This is a genomic window from Methylorubrum podarium, assembly GCF_040270385.1.
Taxonomy (GTDB): Bacteria; Pseudomonadota; Alphaproteobacteria; order Rhizobiales; family Beijerinckiaceae; genus Methylobacterium; species Methylobacterium podarium.
In genome coordinates, this window is sequence record NZ_JBELQE010000101.1 from 80,362 (window position 1) to 106,045 (window position 25,684).

The 25,684-nt window shown below is 71.1% G+C and carries 22 protein-coding genes; 10 read left to right on the top strand and 12 right to left on the bottom strand.

The window, feature by feature from the left end; genetic code table 11:
- Positions 1-15: 15 nt before the first annotated feature.
- Both rpsU and ABS772_RS19945 read right to left on the bottom strand, forming a co-directional pair.
- A complete protein-coding gene (rpsU, locus tag ABS772_RS19940; RefSeq protein WP_238257325.1) occupies positions 16-324 on the bottom strand; it encodes a 30S ribosomal protein S21 in 309 nt (102 codons plus the stop codon).
- Between the two features lie 305 nt (positions 325-629).
- Positions 630-1,844 (bottom strand): polyhydroxyalkanoate depolymerase, encoded by a 1,215-nt coding sequence (locus tag ABS772_RS19945; RefSeq protein ID WP_238257324.1) that lies wholly within the window; start codon positions 1,842-1,844, stop codon positions 630-632.
- A 380-nt stretch (positions 1,845-2,224) separates the two neighbouring features.
- On the opposite strand from ABS772_RS19945, the gene ABS772_RS19950 reads away from it, so the two are divergent.
- A complete protein-coding gene (locus tag ABS772_RS19950) occupies positions 2,225-2,881 on the top strand; it encodes a glutathione S-transferase family protein (protein ID WP_238257323.1) in 657 nt (218 codons plus the stop codon).
- 50 nt (positions 2,882-2,931) lie between these two features.
- Here ABS772_RS19950 and ABS772_RS19955 read toward each other — a convergent pair whose 3' ends face one another.
- Positions 2,932-4,479 (bottom strand): ATP-binding protein, encoded by a 1,548-nt coding sequence (locus ABS772_RS19955; protein WP_350396484.1) that lies wholly within the window; start codon positions 4,477-4,479, stop codon positions 2,932-2,934.
- Positions 4,476-5,198: a response regulator gene (locus ABS772_RS19960; protein WP_238257168.1), complete on the bottom strand. Its 723-nt coding sequence runs from the start codon at positions 5,196-5,198 to the stop codon at positions 4,476-4,478. The genes ABS772_RS19955 and ABS772_RS19960 overlap by 4 nt, the downstream gene beginning before the upstream one ends.
- A 504-nt stretch (positions 5,199-5,702) precedes the next feature.
- Here ABS772_RS19960 and ABS772_RS19965 point away from each other — a divergent pair.
- From ABS772_RS19965 to ABS772_RS19985, 5 genes are all read left to right on the top strand, one after another.
- Entirely contained in the window at positions 5,703-5,984 is a 282-nt protein-coding gene (locus ABS772_RS19965; protein ID WP_350396485.1) for an accessory factor UbiK family protein, read from the top strand.
- A gap of 324 nt (positions 5,985-6,308) precedes the next feature.
- The gene (locus tag ABS772_RS19970) at positions 6,309-6,815 is read left to right on the top strand and encodes a type III secretion system chaperone family protein (RefSeq protein ID WP_238257166.1); all 507 of its coding nucleotides are present in this window, start codon (positions 6,309-6,311) and stop codon (positions 6,813-6,815) included.
- 22 nt (positions 6,816-6,837) lie between these two features.
- Positions 6,838-7,668, top strand: coding sequence for a pyrroline-5-carboxylate reductase (proC, locus tag ABS772_RS19975; RefSeq protein ID WP_350396486.1), 831 nt, complete (start codon positions 6,838-6,840; stop codon positions 7,666-7,668).
- A 70-nt stretch (positions 7,669-7,738) separates the two neighbouring features.
- Positions 7,739-8,518, top strand: a complete 780-nt coding sequence (locus tag ABS772_RS19980) for a TetR/AcrR family transcriptional regulator (RefSeq protein ID WP_238257164.1) — start codon at positions 7,739-7,741, stop codon at positions 8,516-8,518.
- A 176-nt stretch (positions 8,519-8,694) separates the two neighbouring features.
- A complete protein-coding gene (locus tag ABS772_RS19985) occupies positions 8,695-9,267 on the top strand; it encodes a cytochrome b (protein ID WP_350396487.1) in 573 nt (190 codons plus the stop codon).
- 353 nt (positions 9,268-9,620) lie between these two features.
- Here the strand turns inward: ABS772_RS19985 and ABS772_RS19990 are convergent, their stop codons facing one another.
- From ABS772_RS19990 to ABS772_RS20025, 8 genes are all read right to left on the bottom strand, one after another.
- A complete protein-coding gene (locus tag ABS772_RS19990; RefSeq protein WP_350396488.1) occupies positions 9,621-10,313 on the bottom strand; it encodes a DUF4142 domain-containing protein in 693 nt (230 codons plus the stop codon).
- A gap of 166 nt (positions 10,314-10,479) precedes the next feature.
- On the bottom strand, positions 10,480-10,980 hold the full coding sequence (locus ABS772_RS19995) for a GNAT family N-acetyltransferase (protein ID WP_350396489.1): 501 nt from the start codon (positions 10,978-10,980) through the stop codon (positions 10,480-10,482).
- A gap of 289 nt (positions 10,981-11,269) precedes the next feature.
- Positions 11,270-11,548: a DUF2218 domain-containing protein gene (locus ABS772_RS20000; RefSeq protein ID WP_350396490.1), complete on the bottom strand. Its 279-nt coding sequence runs from the start codon at positions 11,546-11,548 to the stop codon at positions 11,270-11,272.
- Between the two features lie 21 nt (positions 11,549-11,569).
- The gene (locus tag ABS772_RS20005) at positions 11,570-12,406 is read right to left on the bottom strand and encodes a sugar phosphate isomerase/epimerase family protein (protein ID WP_350396491.1); all 837 of its coding nucleotides are present in this window, start codon (positions 12,404-12,406) and stop codon (positions 11,570-11,572) included.
- Positions 12,403-13,752 carry a DUF6005 family protein gene (locus ABS772_RS20010; protein ID WP_350396581.1) on the bottom strand — a complete coding sequence of 450 codons (1,350 nt, stop codon included), beginning with the start codon at positions 13,750-13,752 and terminating at the stop codon, positions 12,403-12,405. Before ABS772_RS20010 ends, ABS772_RS20005 begins: the two co-directional genes overlap by 4 nt.
- Positions 13,753-13,760: 8 nt before the next feature.
- Positions 13,761-16,769: an IucA/IucC family protein gene (locus ABS772_RS20015; RefSeq protein ID WP_350396492.1), complete on the bottom strand. Its 3,009-nt coding sequence runs from the start codon at positions 16,767-16,769 to the stop codon at positions 13,761-13,763.
- Complete coding sequence (locus ABS772_RS20020; protein WP_350396494.1) at positions 16,753-18,534, bottom strand: IucA/IucC family protein; 1,782 nt, start codon at positions 18,532-18,534, stop codon at positions 16,753-16,755. The genes ABS772_RS20015 and ABS772_RS20020 overlap by 17 nt, the downstream gene beginning before the upstream one ends.
- A 118-nt stretch (positions 18,535-18,652) precedes the next feature.
- A complete protein-coding gene (locus ABS772_RS20025; RefSeq protein WP_350396495.1) occupies positions 18,653-18,838 on the bottom strand; it encodes a hypothetical protein in 186 nt (61 codons plus the stop codon).
- Between the two features lie 619 nt (positions 18,839-19,457).
- Here ABS772_RS20025 and ABS772_RS20030 point away from each other — a divergent pair.
- From ABS772_RS20030 to ABS772_RS20045, 4 genes are all read left to right on the top strand, one after another.
- Complete coding sequence (locus tag ABS772_RS20030) at positions 19,458-20,000, top strand: RNA polymerase sigma factor (RefSeq protein WP_373875195.1); 543 nt, start codon at positions 19,458-19,460, stop codon at positions 19,998-20,000.
- A 96-nt stretch (positions 20,001-20,096) separates the two neighbouring features.
- Complete coding sequence (locus ABS772_RS20035) at positions 20,097-21,068, top strand: FecR family protein (protein WP_350396496.1); 972 nt, start codon at positions 20,097-20,099, stop codon at positions 21,066-21,068.
- Positions 21,069-21,237: 169 nt separating this feature from the next.
- Positions 21,238-23,778, top strand: coding sequence for a TonB-dependent receptor (locus ABS772_RS20040; RefSeq protein ID WP_350396497.1), 2,541 nt, complete (start codon positions 21,238-21,240; stop codon positions 23,776-23,778).
- Positions 23,779-24,044: 266 nt separating this feature from the next.
- A complete protein-coding gene (locus ABS772_RS20045; protein ID WP_238257053.1) occupies positions 24,045-25,628 on the top strand; it encodes an ABC transporter substrate-binding protein in 1,584 nt (527 codons plus the stop codon).
- Positions 25,629-25,684: the final 56 nt, after the last annotated feature.

Below are 25,684 nucleotides of genomic sequence, written 5' to 3' on the forward strand. Positions count from 1 at the left end.
TCCGGACGATCGATCTCAGGAGGCGACGGCGGGCGCCTGGCCGGCGGCCGGCTGCTGCGAGAAGCTCGGGGCGCTCGGGCGGCGCGGGGCGCCGGTCCGGGGCTTCGGCTTCGGCGCGGCGATCAGGCCCTCGCGGATCGCGGTCTTGCGGGCCTGCTTGCGGGCGCGGCGGACGGCCTCCGCCTTCTCGCGCGCCTTGCGCACGGACGGCTTCTCGTAGGCCTTGCGCTGCTTCATCTCGCGGAAGATGCCCTCGCGCTGCATCTTCTTCTTGAGGACGCGGAGCGCCTGATCGACGTTGTTATCGCGAACGAGTACCTGCAACGGAATCAACCCCTAGGATCTGTTGTTTCGAACCGCACCGGCCTCGGATTCCCGGCGGAACCGGGAAAAAGCCGTCAGGCGCCCCTGCCCCGGTTTCAAGTCCGGAGGAGGCGTCGTGACGGCAGCCGAATCGGTGCGAAAGAATTGCACCTGAGCGCGCGGCATACACGAAACGGGATCGTGTTGGAAGTGCGGGAAAGCTTCTTGGAAGCTTCTTGGAAGCCCCTTGAAAGCCTCCTGCCGGTTCGGGACCGCGCGGTGCGCGCCCGCGACCCCGTCATCGCAAGGACGACCGGAAGACCGTCCTACGCGTGCGAGGCGATGAAGTTGCGCACGATCGGGTAGGTCTGCGCTTCCCACTTGCGCCCCGAGAACACGCCGTAATGGCCCACCCCCGTCTGGAGATGGTGGCTCTTCATGTGCGGCGGCAGGCCCGAGCAGAGGTCGTGGGCGGCCATGGTCTGGCCCACCGCGCAGATGTCGTCGCGCTCGCCCTCTACCGTCATCAGGGCGGTGCGGCGGATGGCGCCCATGTCGATGGGCTCGCCGCGATAGGTGAGCTTGTTGCGGGCCAGCGTGTAGTCCTGGAAGACGGTCTTGACGGTCTCGAGATAGAACTCGGCGGTCAGGTCGAGGACGGCGAAATACTCGTCGTAGAAGGTCTCGATCGCCTGCGCCTTGTCGGCGCTGCCGTCGACGTAGTGCCAGAACAGGTCTGCATGCGCGTCCGAGTGGCGCCGGGCGTTCATCGAGACGAAGGCGGCCACCTGCATGAAGCCGGGATAGACCCGCCGCCCCGCGCCCTTGTGGCGGCCGGGCACCGTCTCGATCAGGTTCTGCTCGAACCACTCGATCGGCTTGGAGGTGGCGAGCGCGTTCACCGAGGTCGGGCTGACACGGCAATCCACCGGCCCGGCCATCAGGGTCATGCTGCGCGGCTGCGCCGGGTTCTTGGTGTGGGCCATCACCGCCGTGGCGGCGAGCGCCTGCACCGCGGGCTGGCACACGGCCATGAGGTGGGCGCCCTCGCCGATGGTCTCCAGGAAGCGCACGACGTGGTCGACATAGTCGTCGAAGCCGAAGCGCCCTTCCGAGACCGGCACGTCGCGGGCGTTGTGCCAGTCGGTGATGTAGACGTCGTGATCGGGCAGCAGGGTGCGCACGGTGCCGCGCAGCAGCGTGGCGAAGTGGCCCGAGAGGGGCGCGAGCACCAGCACCTTGGGCTGGACGGTGTCGATGTCCTTGCGGAAGCGGAGCAGGGTGCCGAAGGGCGTGGCGAGCACCGGCTCCTCGATCACCGGCACGTCGCGGTTGCCGACTTTGACGGCGTGGATGCCGTAGGCCGGCCGTGCGAAGGTGAGGCCGGCCCGCATCATCATGCGCGCGCCCGCCGACCACCATTTCGCCGTGTCGTGCCAGGGCGTCCGCATCCACGGGGCGGCGGCCTCCTGCAGGAGGCGGCCCCACTGGCGGGTCTGGCGGGCGATGTCCGACTGGACATCGAAGGCCTGGTAGAGCATCGGGCCCAAACTCCAAGCGCGCAAAGTGCCTGCACGCGCCATTGTCTCGCGAACGTCCCGAATGGCCCGGATTCGCCCGCTTCGCTTCCCGCATCACCCCGCCGCCCTCTCGAGACGATGCCGGACCAAGCAGGCTAAGCGGTTCTGGGTTGGGCGCAACTGATCAAAAGTACATGCCGCGCCGCTGTGGTGCGGATGCATCACTTTGCACGCCTGCCGGGAGCGGGAAATTTATTGTCGGAGACGTGGCGATTCCGGCAAGGGGGAGACGCGGCGGAGGAGCCGGCGCGAGGCGTGTTACGCAGCGCGGCACGAGTCTTGGATGTCGTCCGGGAGACCTGGGCGGCAAGCTCGGGCGATCGCGTGATCCGGGGAGAGCCATGGCCGAGGCGACGCTGACGATCTCCAGCCGCAACTACTCGTCCTGGTCCCTGCGCGGCTGGCTGCTGTGCCGGATGGCCGGGCTCGACCTCTCGGTGGCGGTGCTGTCCGGCTCGGACGCGGCGACGCGGGCCGAGCTGCTCCACCTGTCGCCGTCCTTCCTGGTGCCCCGGCTGGAGCACGGCGCGGTGGCGGTGTGGGACGTGCTCGCCATCGCCGAATATCTCAACGAGATCCGCCCGGACGCCGGCCTCCTGCCCGAGGGGGCGCCCGAGCGCGCGCGCTGCCGCGCCGTCTCCGGCGAGATGCATGGCGGCTTCGTCAACCTGCGCTCGGCCCTGCCGATGAACCTGCGCAGCCTCCACCGCGGCTTCCGGATCTTCAACGGCGCCAAGGGCGACATCGAGCGCATCTGCACGATCTTCGAGGATTGCCTGTCGCGCTCGGGCGGACCCTACCTGTTCGGCGCGCGGCCGACCCTGGCGGATGCGATGTACGCTCCGGTCTGCACCCGCTTCCGCACCTACGACGTGACCCTCCCCTTCACCGCCGCGACCTACCGCGACACGATCCTCGCCTGGGACCTGATGAGCGAGTGGGCGGCGCTCGCCGAGGGCGAGCCGGAGGAGATCGTGGAACTCGACATGGAGTTCTAGGGGCGGTCTGGTCGGGCGGTCCGGTCCGGATTGCCCGCGGAACCGGAAGGCTACGCGCTTTCGACCGACCCCGCCTCCCCGGAGCGGCCGGCGGCGAGCGGCAGCTCGATGCGGGCGCAGAAGCCGCCGCCGGGGCGGTTCTCCAGGCGCAGGCGCCCGCCATGGCCCTCGACGATGGCGAGCACGATCGACAGGCCGAGGCCGAAGCCGCTGGCCGCGTCGAGGTTGCGGGCACGGTCGCCGCGCACGAAGGGCTGGAGCATGGCGCTGCGCTCGGCATCGGGGATGCCGGGGCCGTCGTCGAGCACCTCCACCGCCACGCCCGGCCGGTCGCCGGAGCCAGCCGGCCCCATCACGAGGCGGGCGCCGCCGCCGTACTTCACCGCGTTGTCGACGAGGTTGGTGATCGCCCGCTGGAGGTCGTCGGGGCGGCCGCGCACGAGGACGTGGCGGGTCCGTTCCAGGCTCACCGCCGCGCCGACATCGCTGAACCCGTCGCAGACCGTCTGCACCACCGAGGCGAGGTCGATCAGCGTGGTCTCGCCCTCGCCCGGCGCCCCCTGCCCGTCGCGGACGTAGGAGAGCGCGGATTCCACGAGCCCGTTCATCTGGTCGAGGTCGCGCAAGGTCATCTCGCGGGCGCGCTCGTCCTCGATGAACTCGGCGCGCAGCCGCAGGCGGGTGATCGGGGTGCGCAGATCGTGGCTGATCGCGGCCAGCATCTGCGTGCGGTCGTCGAGCAGGCGCAGCAGGCGGGTGCGCATCCGGTCCAGCGCGCGGGCGAGCGCCAGCACCTCCTCCGGGCCGCGCCGGGGGAGCGGCGGCGGCTCCTCCGCCGTGCCGAAGGCCTCCGCCGCCGCCGCGAGTCCGGCGAGCGGAGCGGTGAGCGCCCGCGTCGCCCAGAACGAGAGCAGCGTGAGGCTGACCCCGAGGAAGACGAAGGTGAAGATGATCGGTCCCTGCGCCGGCGGGCGGGGAAAGTCGTCGGGCAGCACCGCCCGCAGCCGGGCGCCGGCCGGGGTGGTGATGCCGATCTGCAGGGTCCCGGTCTTCCCCCGGTCGTGGCCGGGGGAGAGGTCCGTCACCGGCAGCGCCCGCCCGAATCCGTCGCGCAGGCGCTCGATCAGGGGATGGCGCCCGATCTCGTCCTCCGTGTTCCCCTGCGTGTTCCCCTGCGCATTCCCGTGCGTCTCCCCCTGCCCCGCCGAGGGCACGGTTCCGTCCCAGGGGCCGAGGCGCAGGGTCGGCAGGCTGCGCGCCGCCGCCCGGAGGATCCCGTCGCGCTCGTCCGGCGCGGCGGCGTCGAGCAGCCGCGCGACGACGGAAAGCCGGGTCGCGGCCACCCCCGGCCGCTCGTCGGGCCGCCACGGCTCGCGGAGCGCCAGCAGCATGACCGCCGCCAGGACGTGGGCGGCGAGCAGGGCCGCCACGACGAGGAGCGCGATCTGCCCGGCGGCCTTTCTCGGGCGCGGCCAAGGCAGGGGCGGCCAAGGTAAACGCGGCCAAGGCAGGCGTCGCCAAGCCGGGCGCCGCGCGCGGTCCGCCTCGGGGGCCGTCGGCGCCTCCGCCGGGCCGGTCGCGGTTCTGACGGTGCTCATGAGCGGCCGATCTCCGGCGCGAACAGGTAGCCGCCCGAGCGGATCGTGCGGATGATCTCGGGGTTGCGCGGGTCGCGCTCGATCTTCTGGCGGATGCGCGAGACCAGGACGTCGATGCTGCGCTCGAACGGCCCCGCCGCCCGGCCCTGCGTCAGGTCGAGGAGCTGGTCGCGGGAGAGGACGCGGCCCGGCCGCAGGCACAGCGCGTGGAGCAGGTCGAACTCGGCCCCCGTGATGGCGATGCGTGCGCCCTCCGGGCTCAGCACCTGCCGGAGGCCGACATCGAGGGTCCAGCCCGAGAAGTGGAAGCGGCGCGCGCCGTCCCCGTCCTGAGGCTCGGCGCCCTTGCGCCGGAGGATCGCACGGATGCGCGCCAGCAATTCGCGCGGGTTGAACGGCTTGCCGAGATAATCGTCCGCGCCGATCTCCAGTCCGACGATCCGGTCGATCTCCTCCGACTTCGCCGTGAGCATCAGGATCGGCACCTGCGACGAGGCGCGCAGGCGCCGGCACAGGCTCAGCCCATCCTCGCCCGGCAGCATCAGGTCGAGGACGATGAGATCGACCCGGGCATCGGCCAGCACCCGGTCCATCTCGCGCCCGTCGCCCGCGAGGCTCACGCGGCACTCGTTGGCGCGCAGGTAGCGCGCGACGAGGGCGCTGATCTCGCGGTCGTCCTCGACGACGAGGATGTGGGGCGTCGGCTGGTTCGTGGTCATGACGGCACAAGTCTTAGCGCCGCGTGCGCCCGGCCCGGAAGTCGCCTCGATGCTGAAGATTGTAACCGCGCGTTTCCGGTGCCGGATCGGAGACCTGCGGCAACAATCCGGGCCGGTTTTCCGGAGTGATCGCTCGGAGCGATCGCTCCGATTTTTGTCTTGCCTCATAGTTTCCGGCTGATCACCTCGAGCCTCGCCCACTCCGTCATCGCGAGGCGGAGCCGACGCGATCCAGGGCGCGACCTTTTCGGAGATGTCGCGCCCTGGATTGCCACGGCTTCGCCTCGCAATGACGAAGGAGGAACCGATCCGATCAACCGGAAACGGTATTAAACGCCGGCGCCCCTCTCCGCGGACGGCCTCGGTTCCCTGGGCTTTCGCTCCGCTCGATGCTTTCCGGGCGATGGTCCTGTTTCATACAGGCCCCTCGATTGCCCTGCCGGCCGCCGATTCTTATGTCGGTGGCACGTGCTCGAACAGGTCCGGGCGCCGGAGGAGATCCCCATGCAAGGCTCGAACCGCCTTTTCGACGACGTTGCCCGCCTGTTCACCGATGCCGCCGGGGCCGCGCAGGGCGTGCGCCGCGAGGCGGAGACCATGTTCAAGGGCCAGGTCGAGCGCCTGATCCGCGACATGGACGTCGCGACCCACGAGGAGGTGGACGTGCTGCGCGACCTCGTCGCCGCCCTGCGCAGCCAGAACGACGCGCTGGCCGCCCGCGTCGACGCGCTGGAGGCCCGCCTCGGCGCCGAGGCGGGGAGCGCCGGAAGCACGGAATCGGTCTGAGCGGCACCGGCGCGGCAGCCCGGACTCACCCTCGCGGGAAAGCGCGAATCCGGATTTCTTTGCACAGGAAGCATCGGTGGATAGCCGCGTTGCCCACCGCTGATGCCGGGGCGACGCTTTGAAGCCCGCGGGGGGCGCGGGCTATAAACGATCCGAAGTTGATTCGCCCCGGCGGAAAGGTGGAACCGAACCCCGGGGTGGTGAAATCTGATTGAACCCCTCCGCAGGACGGAGATCGACGGGCGTCGCCTCGATTCCCGTCACGGCCCTGCTTTGCCCGCCGGCCCGATCGAGCCCTCGACCGGGTCGACAACTTGGATCGCCATGACCCAGCTCAGCTTCATCGAAGACAGCGACCGGCCGGAGCACCCGCTCGACGTCGTCGAGCGCCTCGCCTCGCTGAGGGACTGGATCTTCGATCGGATCGAGACCGACGAGATGTCGGTCTCCGTCTCGGGGCGCTGGGCCGAGTACCACGTCGCCTTCACCTGGATCGAGGAAGTGGAGTCGCTGCACGTGGCCGCCGCCTTCGACCTGAAGGTGCCGGAGCGGCGCCGCGCCGAGATGCTGCGCCTCGTCGCCCTCGTGAACGAGCAGCTCTGGATCGGCCATTTCGACCTGTGGTCGTCCGACAGCGTCGTGATGTTCCGCCACTCGCTGCTGCTCACCGACGGCATCGCCCCGACGCAGGGGCAGTGCGCGATGATGATGAAGACGTCCACCGACGCCTGCGAGCGCTACTACCAAGCCTTCCAATTCGTGCTCTGGGCCGGCAAGGATGCCCGCGAGGCCCTCGACGCGGTGCTGTTCGAGACCGAAGGCGAGGCGTGAGCGCCGGCGCGGGACGACCGAGATGACCCGAGACCAAGCCCCGTCCGCCTTCCCCACGCCCCTGGTCCTGGCCGGGGCCGGCAAGATGGGGGCGGCGCTGCTGCGGGGCTGGCTCGCGGGCGGCCTCGACCCCGCCGCGGTGACGATCGTCGATCCGCAGCCCTCCCCGGAGATCGCCGCGCTCTGCGCCGAGCGCGCCTTGCGCCTCAACCCCGAGGCCGCGTCCCCGGCCGGCGCCCTGGTGCTCGGCATCAAGCCGCAGGTTCTCGACGAGGCCGCCGCGGCCTTGGGAGCCTGGATCGGCCCCGACACCCTCGTCGTCTCGATCCTGGCGGGAAAGACCATCGCCGACCTGAAGCGGCGCCTGCCGGCCGCCCGCGCGGTGGTGCGCGTGATGCCCAATCTGCCCGCCAGCATCGGCCGCGGTGCCACCGGCGCCGTCGGCAGCCCCGAGGTCGGGCCGGAGGCGCGGGCGGGAGCGGAGACGCTTCTTTCCAGTTCCGGCCTCGTGGCGTGGCTCGACGACGAGGCGCTGATCGATGCGGTGACCGCGGTCTCGGGCTCGGGGCCGGCCTACGTCTTCCTGCTGGCGGAAGCGCTCGCGGAGGCCGGCGTGGCGGCGGGCCTGCCGCCGGAGCTGTCGGCGCAGCTCGCCCGCGCCACCGTCGCGGGGGCCGGCGCCCTGCTCGACGCCGATGCCCGCGAGGCCGGGCAGTTGCGCCGGGACGTCACCTCGCCCGGCGGCACCACCGCGGCGGCGCTCGCCGTGCTGATGCGCGAGGGCGCCCTGCCCGACCTGATGCGGGAGGCGGTCGCCGCGGCCGAGCGGCGGGCGGGCGAATTGTCCGGCTGACGGGGCGGCGGGTTCAACCCGGCGGCTTTGCCCCTACATGAGACGTGACACCGAACACGGAGCACGGACCATGGACACGGCCCCCGAGCCCAACACCGGCGGCAAGCCCGAGACCGGCGGGTCCGATTCGTCGCATTCCGGCAAGGCGCGGACCAAGAGCGCGCCGAAGCCCAACCCGCGCGAGGCCGCGGTCGAGGCGCTGATGCGGCTCGCCGCCGAGCAGCCCTGGAACGACATCGAGATCGGCGACATCGCCCGCGAGGCGAACCTGAGCCTCGCCGAACTGCGCGACCTCTTCCCCTCGAAGGGGGCGGTGCTCGGCGGGCTGTCGCGGATCATCGACCGCAAGGTGCTGGAGGTCGACACCGCCGACCTCGCCGACGAGCCGGCCCGCGAGCGCCTGTTCGACGTGCTGATGCGCCGGCTCGACGCGATGACGCCCTACAAGACGGCCCTGCGCCGCATCGCCTTCGCCCTGCGCGGCGACGTCCTCTCCATGCTGGCGCTCAACGGGGTCGCCCTCAACTCCCACCGCTACATGCTCGCCGCCGCCGGCATCGACACGGAGGGGCCGCTCGGCCGGCTCAAGCTCCAGGGCACCGTGATCGCGTTCGCCCGCACCGTCGAGGTCTGGCTGGACGACGACGACCCGGCGCTCGCCCGCACCATGGCCAAGCTCGACCGCGAGATCCGCCGCGGCGAGACCCTCATGGAACGCGCCGACGACGCCCGTCGGCTGACGGCGCCCCTGCGCGCCCTCGGCCGCGCCCTGCTGGAGCGCCGCCCCCGCCGCGACCGGACCCCGCCCGCGGGCGAGGCCGAGGACCGCGATCCGGCCGCGGCGATCTGAGGGTCGGGCTTTGAGGGGCGGCATCCGGCCATGAGCCTTCGCCGGTGCCGCCGGGGCGCTCAGGGGGATCGCCGCCCGGTCGGGTGCGACGTAAGGGCCATTCGCTGCAATCTGCGGTAGGCGCGGCCGCGGCCTCGCCTATCTGGGCTTCCTGACCATCAGGGAGCCATCGCGCCATGCCCTCGACCGTTGCGCCCGCGTTCCCGCGCTACACCCGCACCGCGCAGGCGTTGCACTGGCTGACCTCCGTCCTCGTCCTCGCCGTCCTGCCGCTGGCCTGGGTCGCCACCAGCCTCGCCCGGGACGAGGCGGCCAAGCCCGTGCTGTTCCAGTTCCACAAGTCGGTCGGGCTGACGATCTTCGCGCTGGTGGTGGCCCGCATCCTGTGGCGCGCCTTCAACCCGCCGCCGCCCGAGGTGAGCGAGCCGGCGGGCCTCGCGCGGGTCGCCCGGATCAGCCACTGGCTGCTCTACGCGGTGTTCCTGCTCATGCCGGTGAGCGGCTACCTGCTCAGCGCCTTCAACGGCAACACGACGCAGTACTTCTATCTCTTCCCGATTCCGGGCTTCGAGAAGAACGAGGCGGTGCGCGACGTCTTCCGCTCGGCCCATCTCGCCGGCCAGTGGGCGGTCTACGCGCTGGTGCTGCTGCACATCGCCGGAACTGCCTGGCACGTCGCGATCCGCCGCGACGGCGTGCTCGACCGGATGCTGCCGGAGCAGGATCCCCGGCGGCTCGGACGGCGGTGATCCGTTGGTCCGGCTTCTACCGATCCCACCCCTTCAGGTCGCACAGCGTCACGAAGTCGTGGATGGTGATCAGATCGGCATCAAGCAGAGCCAGGGCTTCGTCGCGGCTCTTGATCACTTCGGCGTTCATCGACTGCGCCTTTCCGGTGGCTGGTCTTCAAGAACGGCAAGCCAAAGCTTTCGTTCCGTGGCCCGGAAGACGCATCCCGCGTGCCAGTCGAGGTAGCCCCGCCGGGTGCCGACGCGGCGCATCCCTCCGGAGACCGGGGCGATGCGCCGTGTTCCCGGTCCCGCGCCGGGACAGGACCCTCGCGCGAGGGTCCTGTCCTCCGCGGGCGTGCTCGGCCCCGGCCCTAGCCCTGCCGCGCGCCGCCCATCATCGCCTGCATCCGCGAGAGCTGCGCGATGTGGCGCTGGATCAGCGGGATCGCGCCCGCCGCGATGCGGCGCAGCGCCGGGTCGTCGCCGGATTGGGCGTAGGAGCCGTGGATCTGGTAGGCTTCCTGGTGGCCCTGGAGCGAGGCGTTGACGAACATCGCGTCGTAGTCGGGGCCGCCCGGCATGCCGGAGAGCTGCGACAGGATCTGCGCCTTCTGCTCGTCCGTCGTCATGCCGCCGGGACCGCGTCCGCCGGGCGCACCCAGAGCGCCGCCGACCACGCCGCCGACCGCGCCGACGGTGGCCCCCGCGACACCGCCCGCGACCGCCAGTGGCGCCGCGACCAGGCCGCCGACGAGGCCGCCCGGACCGGCGGGCGCGCCGCCCGCCATGGGACCGCCCGCGCCCACATACGGATCGAGCTTGCGGGCGAGGTTGACCTGCTCGGTCACCTCCGCCCGGCTGAACGCCTTGACGCGCGGGTTGCGGGTCTTGGTGTGGGCGTCGCGCGCCGTGTTCTCGAGGAACAGGCCGCCCTTCGTCGCCATGGCGAGGTAGACGGGAGCCGGGATGGCACCGGCCGGCGCCGGCTGGGCCAGCGCCGTGCGGGTGACGGCCAGCGCCGCCGTTGCCGTCAGCAGAGTCGTCAGAAAGTCGCGCCGATGCATGGTCTCGGATCTCCCGGTCTGGAAACGACAGCCGGGCGCCGATTGTCTTCGAGCGATGCCGGAGTCTGACGGGCGAAACCTTCGCGAAATCAGCAATGTTCCTGGCGGCCGGGAGCGGTTTCGATCGAAGACGCTCACCCGACCGCGCCGGCCTTTCGGAAGTGCTTCAGTGCCCGGTCGGAGGGCGCAGGCGGGCCATGCAATGCACGTCGTCGAAGCGGCCATTGCGGAAGCTGGCGGCCCTGTGCGTGCCCTCGATGACGAAGCCGAATTTCTCGTAGAGGGCGATGGCGCGCGCGTTGTCGGTGAAGACCGTCATCTCGATGCGCGAAACGTTGATCCAGTTGTCCGCCGTATCGATCACCGCCGCGAGCAGGCGCGAGCCGATGCCGTTTCCGGCGAAATCCTCGTGGACCGCGATCCAGAACTCCGCCGCGTGCGCGCGCCGGCCGTAGAAGGGGCGCAGGGCCGCCGCCCCGACGACGCGGCCGTCCCGCTCCGCGGCGAGGTGGAGATCCCGCGGCGAGCGCGGCTCGGCCCACTTCTTCACGGCCTCGAAGGATTCGTAAGGAAGGGCGAGGGTGCCGAAGCGGAAGGCGGGCTGGTTGTAGATCTCGAAGAGATCCGGCGCGTCCTCTTCCCGCATCGCCCGTATCGTTAGGTCCATATCGTTCCTCGTACTGCTCTTTCAGAGGCTGCTGGAAGTTGTCGTCTGACCTGTTCCGGTGTTTCCGACGGTCCTCATGCTGAGGTGCTGCGACAGCAGCCTCGAAGCACCCCGCAATGGATCCTCCGGCAGCCCGACGCCGTGGGATCGACCGTTGGGGCGTGCTTCGAGGCCGAGCTGCCGCTCGGCACCTCAGCATGAGGCGCGACGAGCTTGCCAGATCTCCTCACCGATGCCGTCCTGCCGACCAGCGCTCCGCATGATGGGGCCGAGGTCCGCCGCAGGGCGTTCAGCTCCACTCGAAGCGGAGCGTCTCGCGGAAGGCGAAGCGCTCGATGTGGCGCACGACCACGTCGCGCAGGTCGGGCAGGTGGGCGGGATCCTGCGCGGTCAGGTCGATCGTCAGGGTCTCGGCGTCGGCGGCGAGCCGGGTCTCGCCGAGCGGCAGCGCGATCCGGGCCTCGGTGGCGCTGAACTCGGTCTCGAAGCGGTGGGCCCAGTGCTTGCAGAGCTGCTGGAGGTAGCGGCCGGCATGCGGGGTGCTGACGACGGCGTGGCTCTTCGTCACGGAGGTCTCCTTGATGTCGGGTCAGCGCGCGGCGTGGCGGGGGCTCGCGGCGCGCCGGCCCGCGGTGGCGCTGCGCACGCGAAAAAGGTCGGTCGGCAGGACCGAGAAGCTGGCCTCGCCGAACCATTCGAGCGAGCCTTCCGCCTGCGGCGGCAGCGTCTTCAGGAAGGCGCCGTAATCCAGCGCACCCTCGAACAGGGCGGTCATGCCCTCGCGCCGCCCGGCCGCGGCGTAGACGTTGGCCGGCTCGAACACCGGCAGGTCGGCGCGGCTGCGCACGTTCTTGAGGTGGTAGTAGTCGATATGCGGAGCGAGCCGGTCGTGGGCCGCGAGCGGGTCGTCGCCGCCCTCCCAGACGTGGAGCGTGTCGAAGTTCACCTTGAGGTTCGGGTGATCGACCGCCGCCAGCAGGTCGAGGAGCGAGGCGGTGGTGTCGGCGAGCGTGCCGGGATGCGTCTCCACCACCAGCCGCAGCCCCTGGTCGGCGAGCTGGGCCGCCGCCATCCGCAGGCGCCCGGCGACGTGGGCGCGCTCCTCCGCCGAGGCGGCCGCGCTGCCCTTGGTGCCGGCGAAGGTGCGCAGCCGCGGCGCGCCCCAGCTCCGCGCGAGCCCGGCGAGTTCGGCCGTCCGCTCGGTCAGGGTTTCTTGCGGCGCGTCGAGGGGCAGGTAGTCGCTCAGCATCGGCACCCGCAGGCCGTAGGCGGCGAGCCATTCGGCGTGGTCGCCGGGGCCGAGATTGCGGGCATGCACGCCCCAGAGTTCGATGCCGTCGAAGCCGTGGCCGCGGGCGAAGCGGGCCAGCTCGCCGATCGACACCAGATGGTGGCGGAAGCTGATGGTGCAGAGCGCGATTCTCATGCGGAGAGCCTTTCGCGGGAGGGCGTCGCGCGGAAGGGCACGGCGGCCTGACCGGGCCCTGTGCCAGCCTGCCGCCACGCCGCGTAGGCCGCGGCGAGCTGCCGCTTGATCGCGAATTCCTGCGCGTCGAGGGCGTCGAGCCGCGCGAGGACGGCGGCGACCCCGGCGGCGTCCTCTCCCGCTTCCCCGGTCCGGGCGAGCTTCAGCACGGCGTAGTGAAGGGCGGTGAGGCCGTTGACCAGGGCCTCGATCTCGTCGCAGATCCGCTGGAACTCCGGATCCGGCCAGCGCAGGGCGCGCCAGAAGAAGGCGAAGCCGTGCTCGTAGGCCCATTTGCGGATGGTGATGACGGGCAGTTCGCGCAGGGCCTCGCCGAGGTCGGCGAGCCGCAGCCCGCCGCGCCCCTCGGCATGGGCGAGCACGATGGCGCGGGCCGCATCGATCAGCGGGTTGGTGTCGAGCCGGAAGCAGGCCTCGAAGAAGGCCGTCAGATCCGCCTTCGTCGGCGGATGGGCGCGCGAGGGATCGAAGCGGTAGCCGCCGGCGACGCTCGGCTGGCGGATGGCGTTCAGCATCCGCTCCCGCTCGATCACCCCCTCCCAGCGAAAGTCGGGGTCGCGCACCTGCCAGAGGTCGGGATCGTCGGAGAGCGACACCAGTAGGTAGTGCGGGAAGGGGTTCTGGTTGAACTTGTTCTCCCGCTCGGGGAGGTGGAACATGTCGAGCATCACCATGATGCCCTCGTCCGGCGCCCGCCGCTCCATGAGGGCGAGCAGGGTGGCGACGTTCTCCTCCTTTGTGCGGGAATGGTCGTACCAGGACACGAGCGGCACGCCGTAGAGCCGCTCGAACCAGTAGCGGAACGACTCGTGGTCCATCGCGTCCGCGTGGTAGGCGAGCCGCGAGCGATCGGTGATCGCGAACTCGGCGTCCCAGATCAGGGCGTAGAACGGGCGGTGGTCGATGCCGCGGGTTTTCAGCCCGTCGCAGACGCAGCTGACGAAGCAGTGGATCTTCAGGTCGTAGGGCATCGCGCCGTGGACGCCCTCGGAGGGCGCCGCCGGTTCGGCCGGCACCGCATCCGACGCCACATCCTCCTGCGCGCCCGGCGCCAGGAGCCGGGCGAGGTCGGCGACGGTCGAGACGTCCTGCCGGTTGATCGCCTCCTCCGGAACCGACACCCCGTGCGTCATCTCCAGCGCCAGGATGAGCTGAAGCAGCTGGACGGAATCGAGGTAGAGATCCTCGTTCAGCCGCGCCTCCGGCCCGAAGCCGTCGAGATGGGGATGGCGCATCTCCTCGCGCAAAACCGTGCCGATGGCCGCGATCAGCGTCTCGTCGTTCATGGGGGAACTCACGCCACCGCCTCCAGGCCGCCGTCCCGGTACTGCGCGGCGACCGCGCGTCGCGAAATCTTGCCGTTGGCCTCGCGCGGGATGGCGCCGACCTGCACCGCCTCGACCGGCACCTGATGGCCGGCGAGCCAGCGGCGGCACCAGTCCTGCAGGGCGCGGGGCGGCACGGGGCTCTCGGCGCTGAACAGCAGCGTCACCCGCTCGCCCGCGAACGGGTCGGGCCGGGCGAAGGCGACCGCATCGGTGACGCCGGGCATGGCCATCACCACGTCCTCGACCTCGCCGGGATAGACGTTGAGGCCCGAGACGTTGATCGTGTCGTCCTTGCGCGCGACGAAGACCAGCATGCCGTCGGGTTCGAGATAGCCGAGGTCGGCGGTGCGGACCGTCCCGCCCTCCCCCTCGACCACGATCTCCGCCGGGGCCTCGGGCCCCGTTCCCGCGCGGACGCGGTGGTGCGGCAGCGGGCGGCCGATGGCGTCGGCCCGGCGCAGATCCGGATTGATCGCGATGCAGCCGGCTTCCGAGCAGCCGTATTGCTGGAACAGGTGGGTGACGCGTCCGCGGATGGCGGAAAACCACGGCGCCGGCAGGAGCGTGCCCGAGACCATCGCCGCGTGGAGGGTCTCGCCCTCGGGCATCAGCCGGGCCAGCGTGTGCAGCATGGCCGGCGCGGTGTAAAGCACCGGGCGCTCGATCTCGCGCAGGCGGCGCAAGAGGTATTTCGGGTTGGTGGTGTCGAGGATCACCGGCACGCGGCCGCGGCGCAAGCCGACGAACAGGCCGCAGATCAGCCCGTAGGAATGGGTGATCGGGCAGGCGATGACCGGTGTCATCCCGTCCGGCTCGGGGAAGGCCGAGACGTAGCTCTCGACCTCGCGCGCCACCGCGCTCCAGGGGCGGGCGATGCATTTCGGCTCGCCGGTGGTGCCGGAGCTCATCTGGAGAAGCTCGCCCTCCCCCGGCACCGGTGGGGCGGCCTCCAGGGCCTCGCCCTCCAGGCCGTCGAGGAACAGGCGGTGGCAGCCGGCGCGGGCGGCGAGCCGGCGCGCGCCCTCGTCGGGCAGGGCCGGATGGATCGGCAGCAGGCTCGCCCCGCATCGGCGGGCGGCGAGGAGGAAGGCGAGGGCCTCGGCGGTGTCGCGCAAGCGCGCGGCGACGCGCTCGCCGCTGCCGCCGCGCAAGCCCGCCGCCGCCTCGACGCGGCGGATGGCGGCCTCCATCTCGTCCGCGGGGATGGTGCGGCCGTCGATCTCGATCATGCGGTCTCCGGAAAGGGCGTCGGGGGACGGGAACAGGGTGTTGGGGGCGTGGAGGCTGCCCCGCGCCTCGCCGAGCCCGAGCTTGCGCGACAGCAGCGCCTCGACCCGCAGCCGGGGCGCCTCGACCTGAAGCCGGGCGAAGCGCGCCTCCAGCCCGTGCGCAGCCGCGTGGCGCCGCAGCCGCCGGCCGAGGCGGCGCCAGAACGCCGCCTCGTCGAGGCCGTGCCGGCGTTCGAGAAGGGCCGTGATCTCGCTGAGGTTGAAGACGAACAGGCTGTCGGTGACGAGTTCGGCCAGCGTCGCGGTCGAGCGCATGGCGTGGAAGCGGTCATCCGCCGGGCCGGCATGGGCGGGGTCGATCGCCCCGAAATCCGGCACGCGCTCCGGATCCGTCACGAAGTCGGGGGCGTATTCCGCGCTCTCGTGGAAGTCGCGCAGGATCACCCGTTCCGGCCAGCCGTCGCGGTGGACGAGGATCATGTTCTGGCCGTGCGCCTCCAGGGCGACGCCGCGGGCCGCGAGCAGGTGCCAGACCGGCAGCACCGCGACCTCGACGAGGCGGTCGAGCCAGGCGTCGCGGCCGTAACGGTCGAGCCAGGGCGCGACGAAGGTGGTGCCGTCCGCCTCGCGGACGCAGAGCGCGTTGAACGGCACGGCCGCCTCGTCGGGAGCGAGGCGCGGGCTCTCCCGCCAGATCGCGGCGAGATGCCCGGCGAGCGGCCCGTCCCGGTCGGCCAGGGCGGCGGCGTATTCGCGCAGCACGGCCACGCGCCCGCGCAGCAGGGGATCGCCCGCGACGATGGCGGCCAGCCAGTCCGACAGGGCCGGACCGGTCAGCACGAAATGCGGGTCGAGGATGCGCAGGCTCGAAGTCGAGACGACGCTCAAGGAGAGCTTCACGCTCGCGGCCAACGGATCGTCGAGGTTGTGCAGCGTGCGCAGGGACTGGCTCGCGCCGTAGCGCGGGCCGGCGGTGCCGAGCGCGACCGCGCGGCCCTCCGCCAGCCAGGGGCGCAGGGCCTCTCCTTCGAGCCGGCGCATCTGCCAGGGGTGGACCGGCAGGAGCGCGTGGGTGTCGAGGGAATGGCCGGCCGCGCCGAGGCGGCGGATCAGGTCCTCCGCTTCCCCGCCGAGTTCGGCCCGCCAGAACGCGGCCTCCGCGCCCGGCAGCGCGAGGGCGAGTCCGTCCCGGCGCAGGGCGAGCCATTCGAGGCGGAACGGCGCGGCGGCCTCGGGTCCGTAGCGGCGGTGATCGGCGAGGGTGAAGCCGGTGCGCGCCTTAAAGCTCGGATGGTAGGGATGGCCCTCCCACAAGGCCGCGTCGAGCGCGGCGAAGGGCAGGGCGCGGCGCTCCGGCGGCGTCAGATTCCGGGTGTTCCAGCGGCAGAGGTCGACCGTCTGCTCCAGCTCGGCCCGCAGCCGCGCCCGGTGCTCGGCGGCGGCGGGAAGGGCGTCCACCAGGGCGGCGAGGTCGGCGGGCGCCCAGGCGCCCTCCCCCTCCGTCCTGTCGCCGCCGGCCATCTCGACCGAGCCGGCATCGAGGCGGGGGCGGCCGAAGGGGCCGAGCCTGCCGCTCGCGCGGAAGCGGCGGTTGCCGAGGCGCCACGCGATCCGATCGGGGGCGTCGCGGGCCAGCTCGCGCTCGGCCAGCCCCTCGAACAGGACGGCTTCCGCCAGCTGGCGCAGGACGCGGGCCTCCGGCCGCTCCGAGGGTTCGAGAGAGAGGGTGTCAGGACGCGAGGGCATGGCCGGCCTCGCCCCGCGCCGCCCGCAGCATGAGCGGGTTCGGCATGTCGATGTAGTTGCCGGAGCCGTCGCCCGAGGCGAGCTCGTCGCGGTCGGACAGGCGCACCCGCAGGTTGGCCTTGGTGCAGAGCGTCGGCCCCTCCAGCACCGAGCGGGCGAAGGCGCGGCCGGCGCCGGTCAGGCGGCGGGCCATCGCCTCCAGGCGGCGGGCGAGGTCGTCGATCAGGATCTCCTCGCGGGCCAGCCCGTCATGGCCCATCCGGGCGATGACGGAGAAGATCTGGTTGACCACGAGATAGTAGGCGAGCCGTCGGCGGATCTCGCCGTCCGGGAAGTAGAGCGAGGCGATTGAAGCGGTCTCGGGCGCGTCGCGCAGGAGCCGGGGCCGGGCGGCCTCCGACAGGTAGAAGCCCTGGTTGTCGCGGTAGAAGCCGCGCTCCGGCCAGCCCGAGGCGACGTCGAGCAGCGCGTTCTGCTGGTGGGCTTCCAGCGCGATGCCGTGCCCGTCGTAGAGGGCGACGACGGGCTCCAGCATGCAGTCGAGATAGCGGCCGAACCAGGTGCGGGCGGCCTGCGCCCGCGGGGCCGGACCCTCCGGGCAGACCCGCCGCAGGAGCGCCTCCAGCCGCGAGGGGCGGCCGGGCAGCGGCTCGGCGGTCAGGGCCGCCAGGGTGGCGACGCCCCGCTCGGCGCCGTCGCGGAAGGGATTTTCGCGAAAAACCGTCTCGAAGCCACTCTCCTCGCGATCGGGGCAGTGCAGGGTGAGGTAGGCGGGGTCGGCGAGAATGCGGAAGTCGGGGTGCCGGGCGCCGAAACCGCTCTTGGCAAGCAGGCGGGCCATGGCGACGCCGGCCTTCAGCTCGGCGAGCCGGTTCACCCGCAGGGAGTTGGTGAGGGTGACGGGCAGCGAGAACTTCGCCATCCACGGGCTCTCGGCGGCGTAGACGGTGCGCAGCGACGAGGTCGCGGTGAAGCGGGGACCGAAGGTCCCGAGTTGCCGGAGCCGGCCCGCCTCGACCCACGCGGCGACGTGCGGCTCCAGCATCAGCGCCTCGGCCTGGAGTGGATGCATCGGCAGGGCGACCTCGCCGTCACGCAAGGGCAGCCGGGCGGCGTCGGCGCCGAGGAGGTCGAGGGCGAGGTCGGGCGCGGCACGGGTCTCCGCCGAATCGTGGCGGACGAGGCCGGCCTCGGCGGCGAACACCGCGAGGCGGAACGCGCCGCCGTCCTCCGGCGCGTAGGCGCGGGCCTGCCAGGTGGTGAGGCCCTGCCGGCTCTTGGGCGTCGGGTGCAGCCAGTGGCCGAAGACCAGGGCGCGCTCGGCCGCGATGAAGCCGGTGGCGTCCGGCTCCCGTCCGGTCCGGTCGAGCAGGCGCGCGGTCTCGCGGTAGCTGTCGAGCACGCGCCCGAGCAGTTCGAGTTCGCGCTCGCGGGCGGTGTCGCCGCGTCCGTCGTCGGCGCGGGAATAGGCCTCGCCGAGGAGTTCCTGAAGCGCCCGCATCGGCGCCACCGTCCGCCAGCGCGGCTCGTGCAGGTGGCGGGTCCAGAGGCGGCCGAAGGCGTGCGCGCCGCACAGCGAGGGCGACAGGATCTCGGCGCGGATCGCGAGGCGGCGGCTGCGCAGGTTCCACTCGACGCAGGGCGCCGGCGGTCCGTCCGGCAGCGCGTGCCGGACGCGGATGCCGGGGTCGATCTCGCGCAGGTAACCGTTGGCGAAGCTGCGGAAGGCGGCGGCCTCGGCCACGGCTTGAGACGATGGGGGCATGATCCTCCGAACCTCGTGAGGGCCGTCAGGGCGGGCTCCGGCCGTGTCGCGGCCGGGGCGGGAATCCGAGTTCTGTGATCCGAGGGGCCGGCGCCGAGGCTTCGGACCGCGCGGCGCGTCACCGGATCGATGCGGTCGTCCGGTTGCCGGGCGGCGCCTGGATCACCGTCGTCGCGCGGGCCGAGGACAGGCCGAACTCACCGTTGCGGCGGCGGGTGGAAGGGCAAAGCGATTTCGGGTGCAAGAAGAGGGTTTTGGCCGAATGGAGAGAGTAAGAAATCTGCTCTTCGCTGTACTTGCTCATCGGACTGAGGACTCCCTCGAATCGCGTGAAGCTGAAGGGCGTGTTGCGCAAACTTCAGGCGTGCGTCAAGGGAAGCTGAATCGATTGGAATTGTTCTTGATACAGGGTAGAGTCGTTTCTGCTCTGCCGCGGCGGACGGTCGCCGGTGGTGATATTCTTAATTTATTCTTTCATTAGCCATGCATGTTCCGTGCCCGAGCCGCTCTTGGGACGGCGCCCGGCCCAGCCTGCGAAGGCGTGCGGACGATCCTGAGTTGCGCCGCGGCTGGAGGCCGAGTCCTCCGAGCAGGCGCGCCGCACGTTACCGCCGGGCCTGTCCGCCCGCGGCTCCGGTCCGGACCTCGATCCCAGCCTCTTGGATGTTCTCTGCGCCTTCAAGCCCACCGCGCAGGGTGGAGCGATCTGTTGCTGATCTGCAACGAGATCACGAAATGGCTGCGATGCTTTATTTATAATAATTCTTGTCTTGCTTCCCGCAGAAACATTTCGGCTGTCTGCACAATGATTTGCAAGGGCGCTGCGCTGTAGACTGGAAGTCATACAAGCTATTGCGTGACTTGCATAATTCGCCCGTCTCCTTCTGGTCGGTGATCGATCATCAAGCGGTACGGGATTATCTGTGGGCGACGGGACCGATTTCGTGGCGGGAGGGGCGGCAGGGGTGTCGATCGACGCTCTCTACCGGCATGAGGGCCTGAAGCTCCGGCGCTTCCTCCTGCGCCTGCTCGACAACCCGGCGGATGCCGCGGATGCGAGCCAGGAAACCTATCTGCGCATGGTCGCCGCGCTCTCGCGCACGAGCATCGAGCACCCCTCCGCCCTGCTGTTCCGCATCGCTACCAACGTCGCCCTGCGGATGCGCAACCGCGGCCGGCTGGAGCGGACCCTGTTCGCGGAAACATGCGAGGCGGAGCTCGCCGCGGTGGCCGACGGCTACGCCCTCCCCGAGCGGCAGGCGATCGCCCGCCAGGAACTGAGGCGCCTCGCGGACGCGATCGACGCCCTGCCGCCCCGCTGCCGCGAGGTGTTCCTGCTCAGCCGCCTCGACGGCCTCGCCAACGGGGAGATCGCGCTGCGTCTCGGCATCTCGCGCAACATGGTCGAGAAGCACATCATCAGGGCCCTCCTGCATTGCCGCCGCAGCCGCCTCGATCTTTTTTGAACGGATCGCATCAGGAGCCCGCGACCTCGTTGATCTAAGGGGATAGGAGACCTGCGCTGCGCCATCTCGGGCCGCGGTGGGCCCAAGGGGAATGGCGTGGCCGGCAGGGACGGGACGGAGGACCAGAAGGCCCAAGAGGCTCGAGAGGTCGACGAGGCCGAGGACGGCGAGGATCCGGTCGAGCGCGAGGCCGCGGCCTGGGTCGCTCGGCTCTCCTCCTCCGACGCCACCGAGGCCGACCGCCGGGCCTTCGCGGCCTGGCACGGCGCCGACCCGGCCCATGCCGCGGCCTATGCCGAGATGGACGCGCTGTGGCGCAAGCTCGGGCATCTGCCCGATCCCCGACCCCGCAAGGGCCCCCCGAAGACGCTGGCCGGCCTCGCCGCCGCCGCCCTCATCGCCGGTGCCCTGGCGGATCAGACCGGCCTGATCGACCGGCTGCGCGCGGATCTGTGGAGCGGCGTCGGCGCCATCGAGCACGCGACGCTCGCCGACGGCAGCCGCGTCGATCTCAACACGGACACGGCGATCGCGGTGCGGTTCACCGAGCGGGAGCGCGGGATCGAGCTCCTGCGGGGCGAGGCCAGCTTCGACGTCGTGCCCGATCCGAGCCGGCCCTTCGTCGTGCGCGGCGGCGGTCTGAGCGTGCGCGCGCTCGGAACCCGCTTCTTCCTGCGCGCGGACGGGGCCGACAGCCCGGTGGGGGTGGCGGAGGGGCGCGTCGACGTGTCGGGCGAGGGCGGGCGCGCCGTGGTCTCGGCCGGGGAGGAAGTCCGCCTCGGCGACGGCGCCCTGCAGGTGACCGCGGCGGATGTGGAGCGCGACACGGCGTGGCGCGACGGCCGGCTGATCTTTTCCGGAAAGCCCCTGGCCACGGTCCTGGCCGAGCTGAACCGCTACCGCCGCGGACGCATCCTGCTGCTCGACCGGACCCTCGGGGCGCGGCGCGTGACCGGCGCGTTCGATGCCCGCAACACCGACGACGCCCTCGACGTGATCGCCGCGACCATGGGCGCCCGCATCCGGCGCCTCTCGCCCCTGCTGGTGCTGGTCGGGTCGCCCCTCTGAGGGAAGGAAGCGGGCAGGCGAAAAAAATCATCCGCCCCACGTCAGGAGATCGCGCGTCCGTTGATCTTAAAGCTTGAGGGCGCGGACGACGCGAAGCGTGCCGCCCCTCCGGTTGGATCGATGGGGCTTTGGTATGGCGTCGCGCGCGCGCAGGTTTTCACGGGGCCGGATGGCGGGGATCGCGCTGGCGGGCGCGTCGGTCGCGGTGATGGCGCAGGCGGCCGCGCAAGCCGGCGCTCAGGCCGGCGAACCGAAACGCGCCCGCGGCCCGGCGGCGCGGACGATCCTGGCCGAAGCGCCGACGGCCGGCGAGCCGGTTCGTCTCGCCATCCCGAAGGGCTCGCTGGAGACCGGTCTCGTCGCCTTCACCGAGCAGGCCGGGGTCAAGCTCGTCTACCCGACCGAGCTGACGGCGCGGCTGGAGACGCAAGGGATCGACGGCGAGTTCGCCCCGATCGAGGCCCTGACCCGGCTCCTGGAGGGCACCGGCCTCACCTACCGGCCGGCCGGCGCCTCGACCATCACCCTGGTCAACCCGCGCTACGTCCAGCTCGGCCCGGCGCCCGCGGGCACGGTGACACTCGATGAATTGCACGTCCAGGGCCAGGCGCAGGGCCAAGGCCGCGCCGCGGCCGCCGGCCTGCCGCCGCCCACGGGCACGGTCGGGCAGCCGCCCGTCCCCTATGCCGGCGGCCAGGTCGGCTCGGGAACCCGGGTCGGCTTCCTGGGCAACCGCTCGGTCCTGAAGACGCCCTTCAGCATCACGGGCTACACGGAGAAGCTGATCGAGGATCAGCAGGCGGTGTCGCTCGCCGACGTCGTGCTCAACAACTCGTCCGTGCGCAACGACGCGCCGCCCTACAGCGAGCGCGACTCCTACTTCATCCGCGGCTTCTCGGTCACCAACCTCGACACCGCCTTCGACGGCCTGTTCTACCTCGCCAACCCGCGCCGCTCCTTCACCGAAGGTCTCGAGCGCGTCGAGATCCTACTCGGCCCGTCCGCGCTTCTCAGCGGCGGCACCGGCCGCGTCGGCGGCACGATCAACCTGATCCCGAAGCGCGCCTACGACGAGCCGTTCGCGCGGCTCACCACGACCTATCTCAGCGACGCGCAGATCTGGACCCATGCCGATCTCGGCCGCCGCTTCGGCGAATTCAAGGAATGGGGCGTGCGCTTCAACGGCGCCTACCGCACCGGCGCCACGCCGCTCGACAACAACGCGATCGAGGTGGGCGTGGCGGCGCTGGGCCTCGACTATCGCGGCGACCGGTTCCGCGCCTCGCTCGACATGACCCACTCGACGCAGAACGTCACGGCGCCGACCTCGCTGTTCAACGCGGTCGCGCCGGGCATCGCGATCCCGCGCGCCCCGAACAACCGCATCAACACCGCGAACCCGTTCGAGTACAACGACAGCCGCTACGGCATGATCGCCGGCCGGGCCGAGTACGACGTCCTGCCGGACACGACGGTCTACATCGCCGGCGGCGCCAGCCGCTACAACGAGGACTTCCTCACCTCGAACTACCGCGTGACGAGCCCGACCGGGCTGGCGACCAACACGCTCGCGATCCAGCCCCAGGAGATCCAGGGCCTCACCGGCGAGGTCGGCCTGCGCACCCGCTTCAGCACCGGCTTCCTCGACCATCAGGTGAACATCTCGGCCGTCGAGGCGAACAACAAGAACTTCCGCGGCGGCTTCGTCCCGCCCGTCTTCAACCCCTACACCATCAACATCTACAATCCGGTCTACCTGCCGACCGGATCGGTTCCGACGATCGGGCTTCCCCGCTCCGCCTCGCAGCCGCTCTTCGCCCAGCTCTCCGCCCGCAGCGTGGCGATCGCCGACACCCTCTCGCTCTTCGGCGACGACCGCTTCCTGCTGACGCTCGGCGGGCGCTACCAGGAGATCGACCAGCAGGGCTTCGCCACCCGGCCGGGGCCGACGCAGGGGCAGGTCACCTCGGACTATCAGGAGGGCCGCTTCAGCCCCGCCATCACCTTCGTGCTGAGCCCCTTCGCGAACCTGTCCTTCTACGGCAACTACATCGAGTCGCTCGATCCGGTGGCCGCGGCGCCGCTCACGGCGATCAACAGCAACGCGCTGTTCCCGCCCGCCGTCGGGCGGCAGAAGGAGATCGGCGTGAAGTACGATTTCGGCACCATCGCCGCCACGGCGGCGCTGTTCGAGATCGAGCTGCCCAACGCCTTCACCGATCCCGGAACCCGCATCTACTCGGTCAGCGGCCGTCAGCGGAACCGCGGCGTCGAGCTGAACGTGTTCGGCGAGGTCGTCCCGGGCCTGCGCCTGCTCGGCGGCGTCACCTTCATCGACGCGGAACTGGTCAACACCCCCGGTGGACAGTTCAACGGGAAGGCCGCGCCGGGCGTGCCGGATACGGCGTTCAACCTCTACGCCGAGTACGACCTGCCGCCGTGGCTGGCGCCGGGCCTGACCCTGACCGGGCGGGCGATCTACACGAGCAGCATGTTCTACGATCAGGCCAACACCCAGTCGGTCCCGGACTGGACCCGCTTCGATGCCGGCCTGCGCTACACGACCGAGGGCGTGAACGGAAAACCCGTCGTGTTCCGCGCCCTCGTCCAGAACTTGCTCGACGATTCGTACTGGGCCTCCGCCGCCCGCGGCTTCCTCGCCGTCGGCGCGCCCCGCACCTTCATCGTCTCCGCCTCGGTCGATTTCTGAAGCGCCTGACCGCACGGTCCCCGCCCCTCCCCGCCCCCTCGTCGTGACGGGGCGGGGCGCCCGGTCGTGCCCGCTCCCGCGGGCCGTCTGCCGTCGAAACGGGCAGAGATCCGGGAGCGACTGCCCGCCGCCTGCCCAGCCCGCCCCGCCGCGGCGGTCACGACGGCCAAGCTGACCGCTCTGTGCCTTTTGTGGCTTCTGGCACGCGTCCTGCAATGTGGTTTTTGACCGCTTTGATGGATGCGTGGGAACTCGGGAGCCTCAGCATGGCCGGCATGATGGACCGCAGACGGTTTCTGCGAGGGGCGTTGCAGGGCAGCGCCGCGGCTGTGGGATTTGCCCAGATCAATCCCGACTTCCTGATCTCATCGGCCTTCGCGCAGACGGGCAAGCCGCTGGTCTTCCTCTCGGCCGAGAACATCACCGGCAACTGGGATCCGACCGCCCACACCACGCTCTCGCAGAAGAACATCGAGGGCTTCGTGATGGGCTTCCTGACCCGCACGCCGATGACCCTCGATGACCCCGGCAAGGTCGTCTACGAACTCGCCACCGACATCCAACTCCTCGATCCGCACCGCCTGCAGATCAAGCTGCGCAAGGGCGTGCATTTCCACGACGGCAAGCCGTTCGGGCCCGAGGACGTGAAGGCGACCTTCGCCTACGGCGCGGGCAAGGACCGGCCGGCGCAGTGGTATCCCGGCCCGACCGAGACGCTGACGATCACCACCCCCGACGACGAGACCGTGATCGTCGACACCTCCAAGGGCGGCTACCCGGCCCACCTGTTCATCTTCCTCGCCTCGTTCCTCCCCATCCTCTCGGCCAAGGACGTGGCCGAGGGGCCGGGCGGCGCCCTCAGTCGGCGCCTGAACGGGACGGGTCCGTTCCGCTTCGTCGAGCAGCGCGGCAACGACACCGTGCTCAAGGCGTACGACGGCTATTTCCGCGGCAAGCCCGGCATTCCCGGCATCGACTTCACCTTCACCGGCGACTCGACCACGCGGATGCTGTCGCTGATGAACGGCCAGGCCTCGATCGTCGAGCGGCTCGAACCCGAGCAGGTCGAGACCGTGAAGGGCAATCCGAAGATCGCGGTCAACGCGGTCGTCTCGGTCGAGAACAAGTATCTCTGGTTCCGCTGCTCCAAGCCGCCCTTCAACGACGTACGGCTGCGCATGGCCGCCTGCCACTCGATCGACCGGGCGATGCTCCTGGAGATCCTGGGCGCGGCGGGCCACGCCTCGGCCAACTTCATCTCGCCGGTGAAGTTCGGCTACGTCGACCTCAAGGATTACCCGGCCTACGACCCCGCCAGGGCCCAGGCGCTGCTCGCCGAGGCGGGCTTCCCCAAGGGCAAGGGGCTGCCGCCGCTCGAATACATCACCTCGGTCGGCTTCTATCCGAAGACCAAGGAGTACGGCGAGGTCATCACCGCGATGCTCAACGAGCAGGGCTTCCCGGTGAGCCTCACGGTGCTGGAGCCGGCGGCCTGGAACGAGCGGCTCTATCACCGCCCCGGCGGCGGGCCGGGCCACATGGTCGATTGCGGCTGGTCCACCGGCTCGCCCGAGCCGGATCTGGTGCTGCGCACCCACTTCCACTCCTCCTCGCACCGGATCACCGGCATCGAGGATGCGGAGATCGACGCGAGCTTGGACAAGGAGCGCGCGGCGCCGACCCTGGAGGCGCGCAAGGCCGTCCTCCAGAACGAGACCATGCCGCTGCTCGCGGCCAAGGTGCCGGCCCTGTCGCTGTTCACCTCGGTGATGATCCACGCGATGCAGCGGGACCTGAAGGGCCTCTACGTCTACCCGGACGGCTCCATCGACGCCTCGAAGACCGCCTGACCGGACTGCTCGCGCCCGGCCCGCGACCCGGCCCGCCGATCCCGTCACCGGACCCG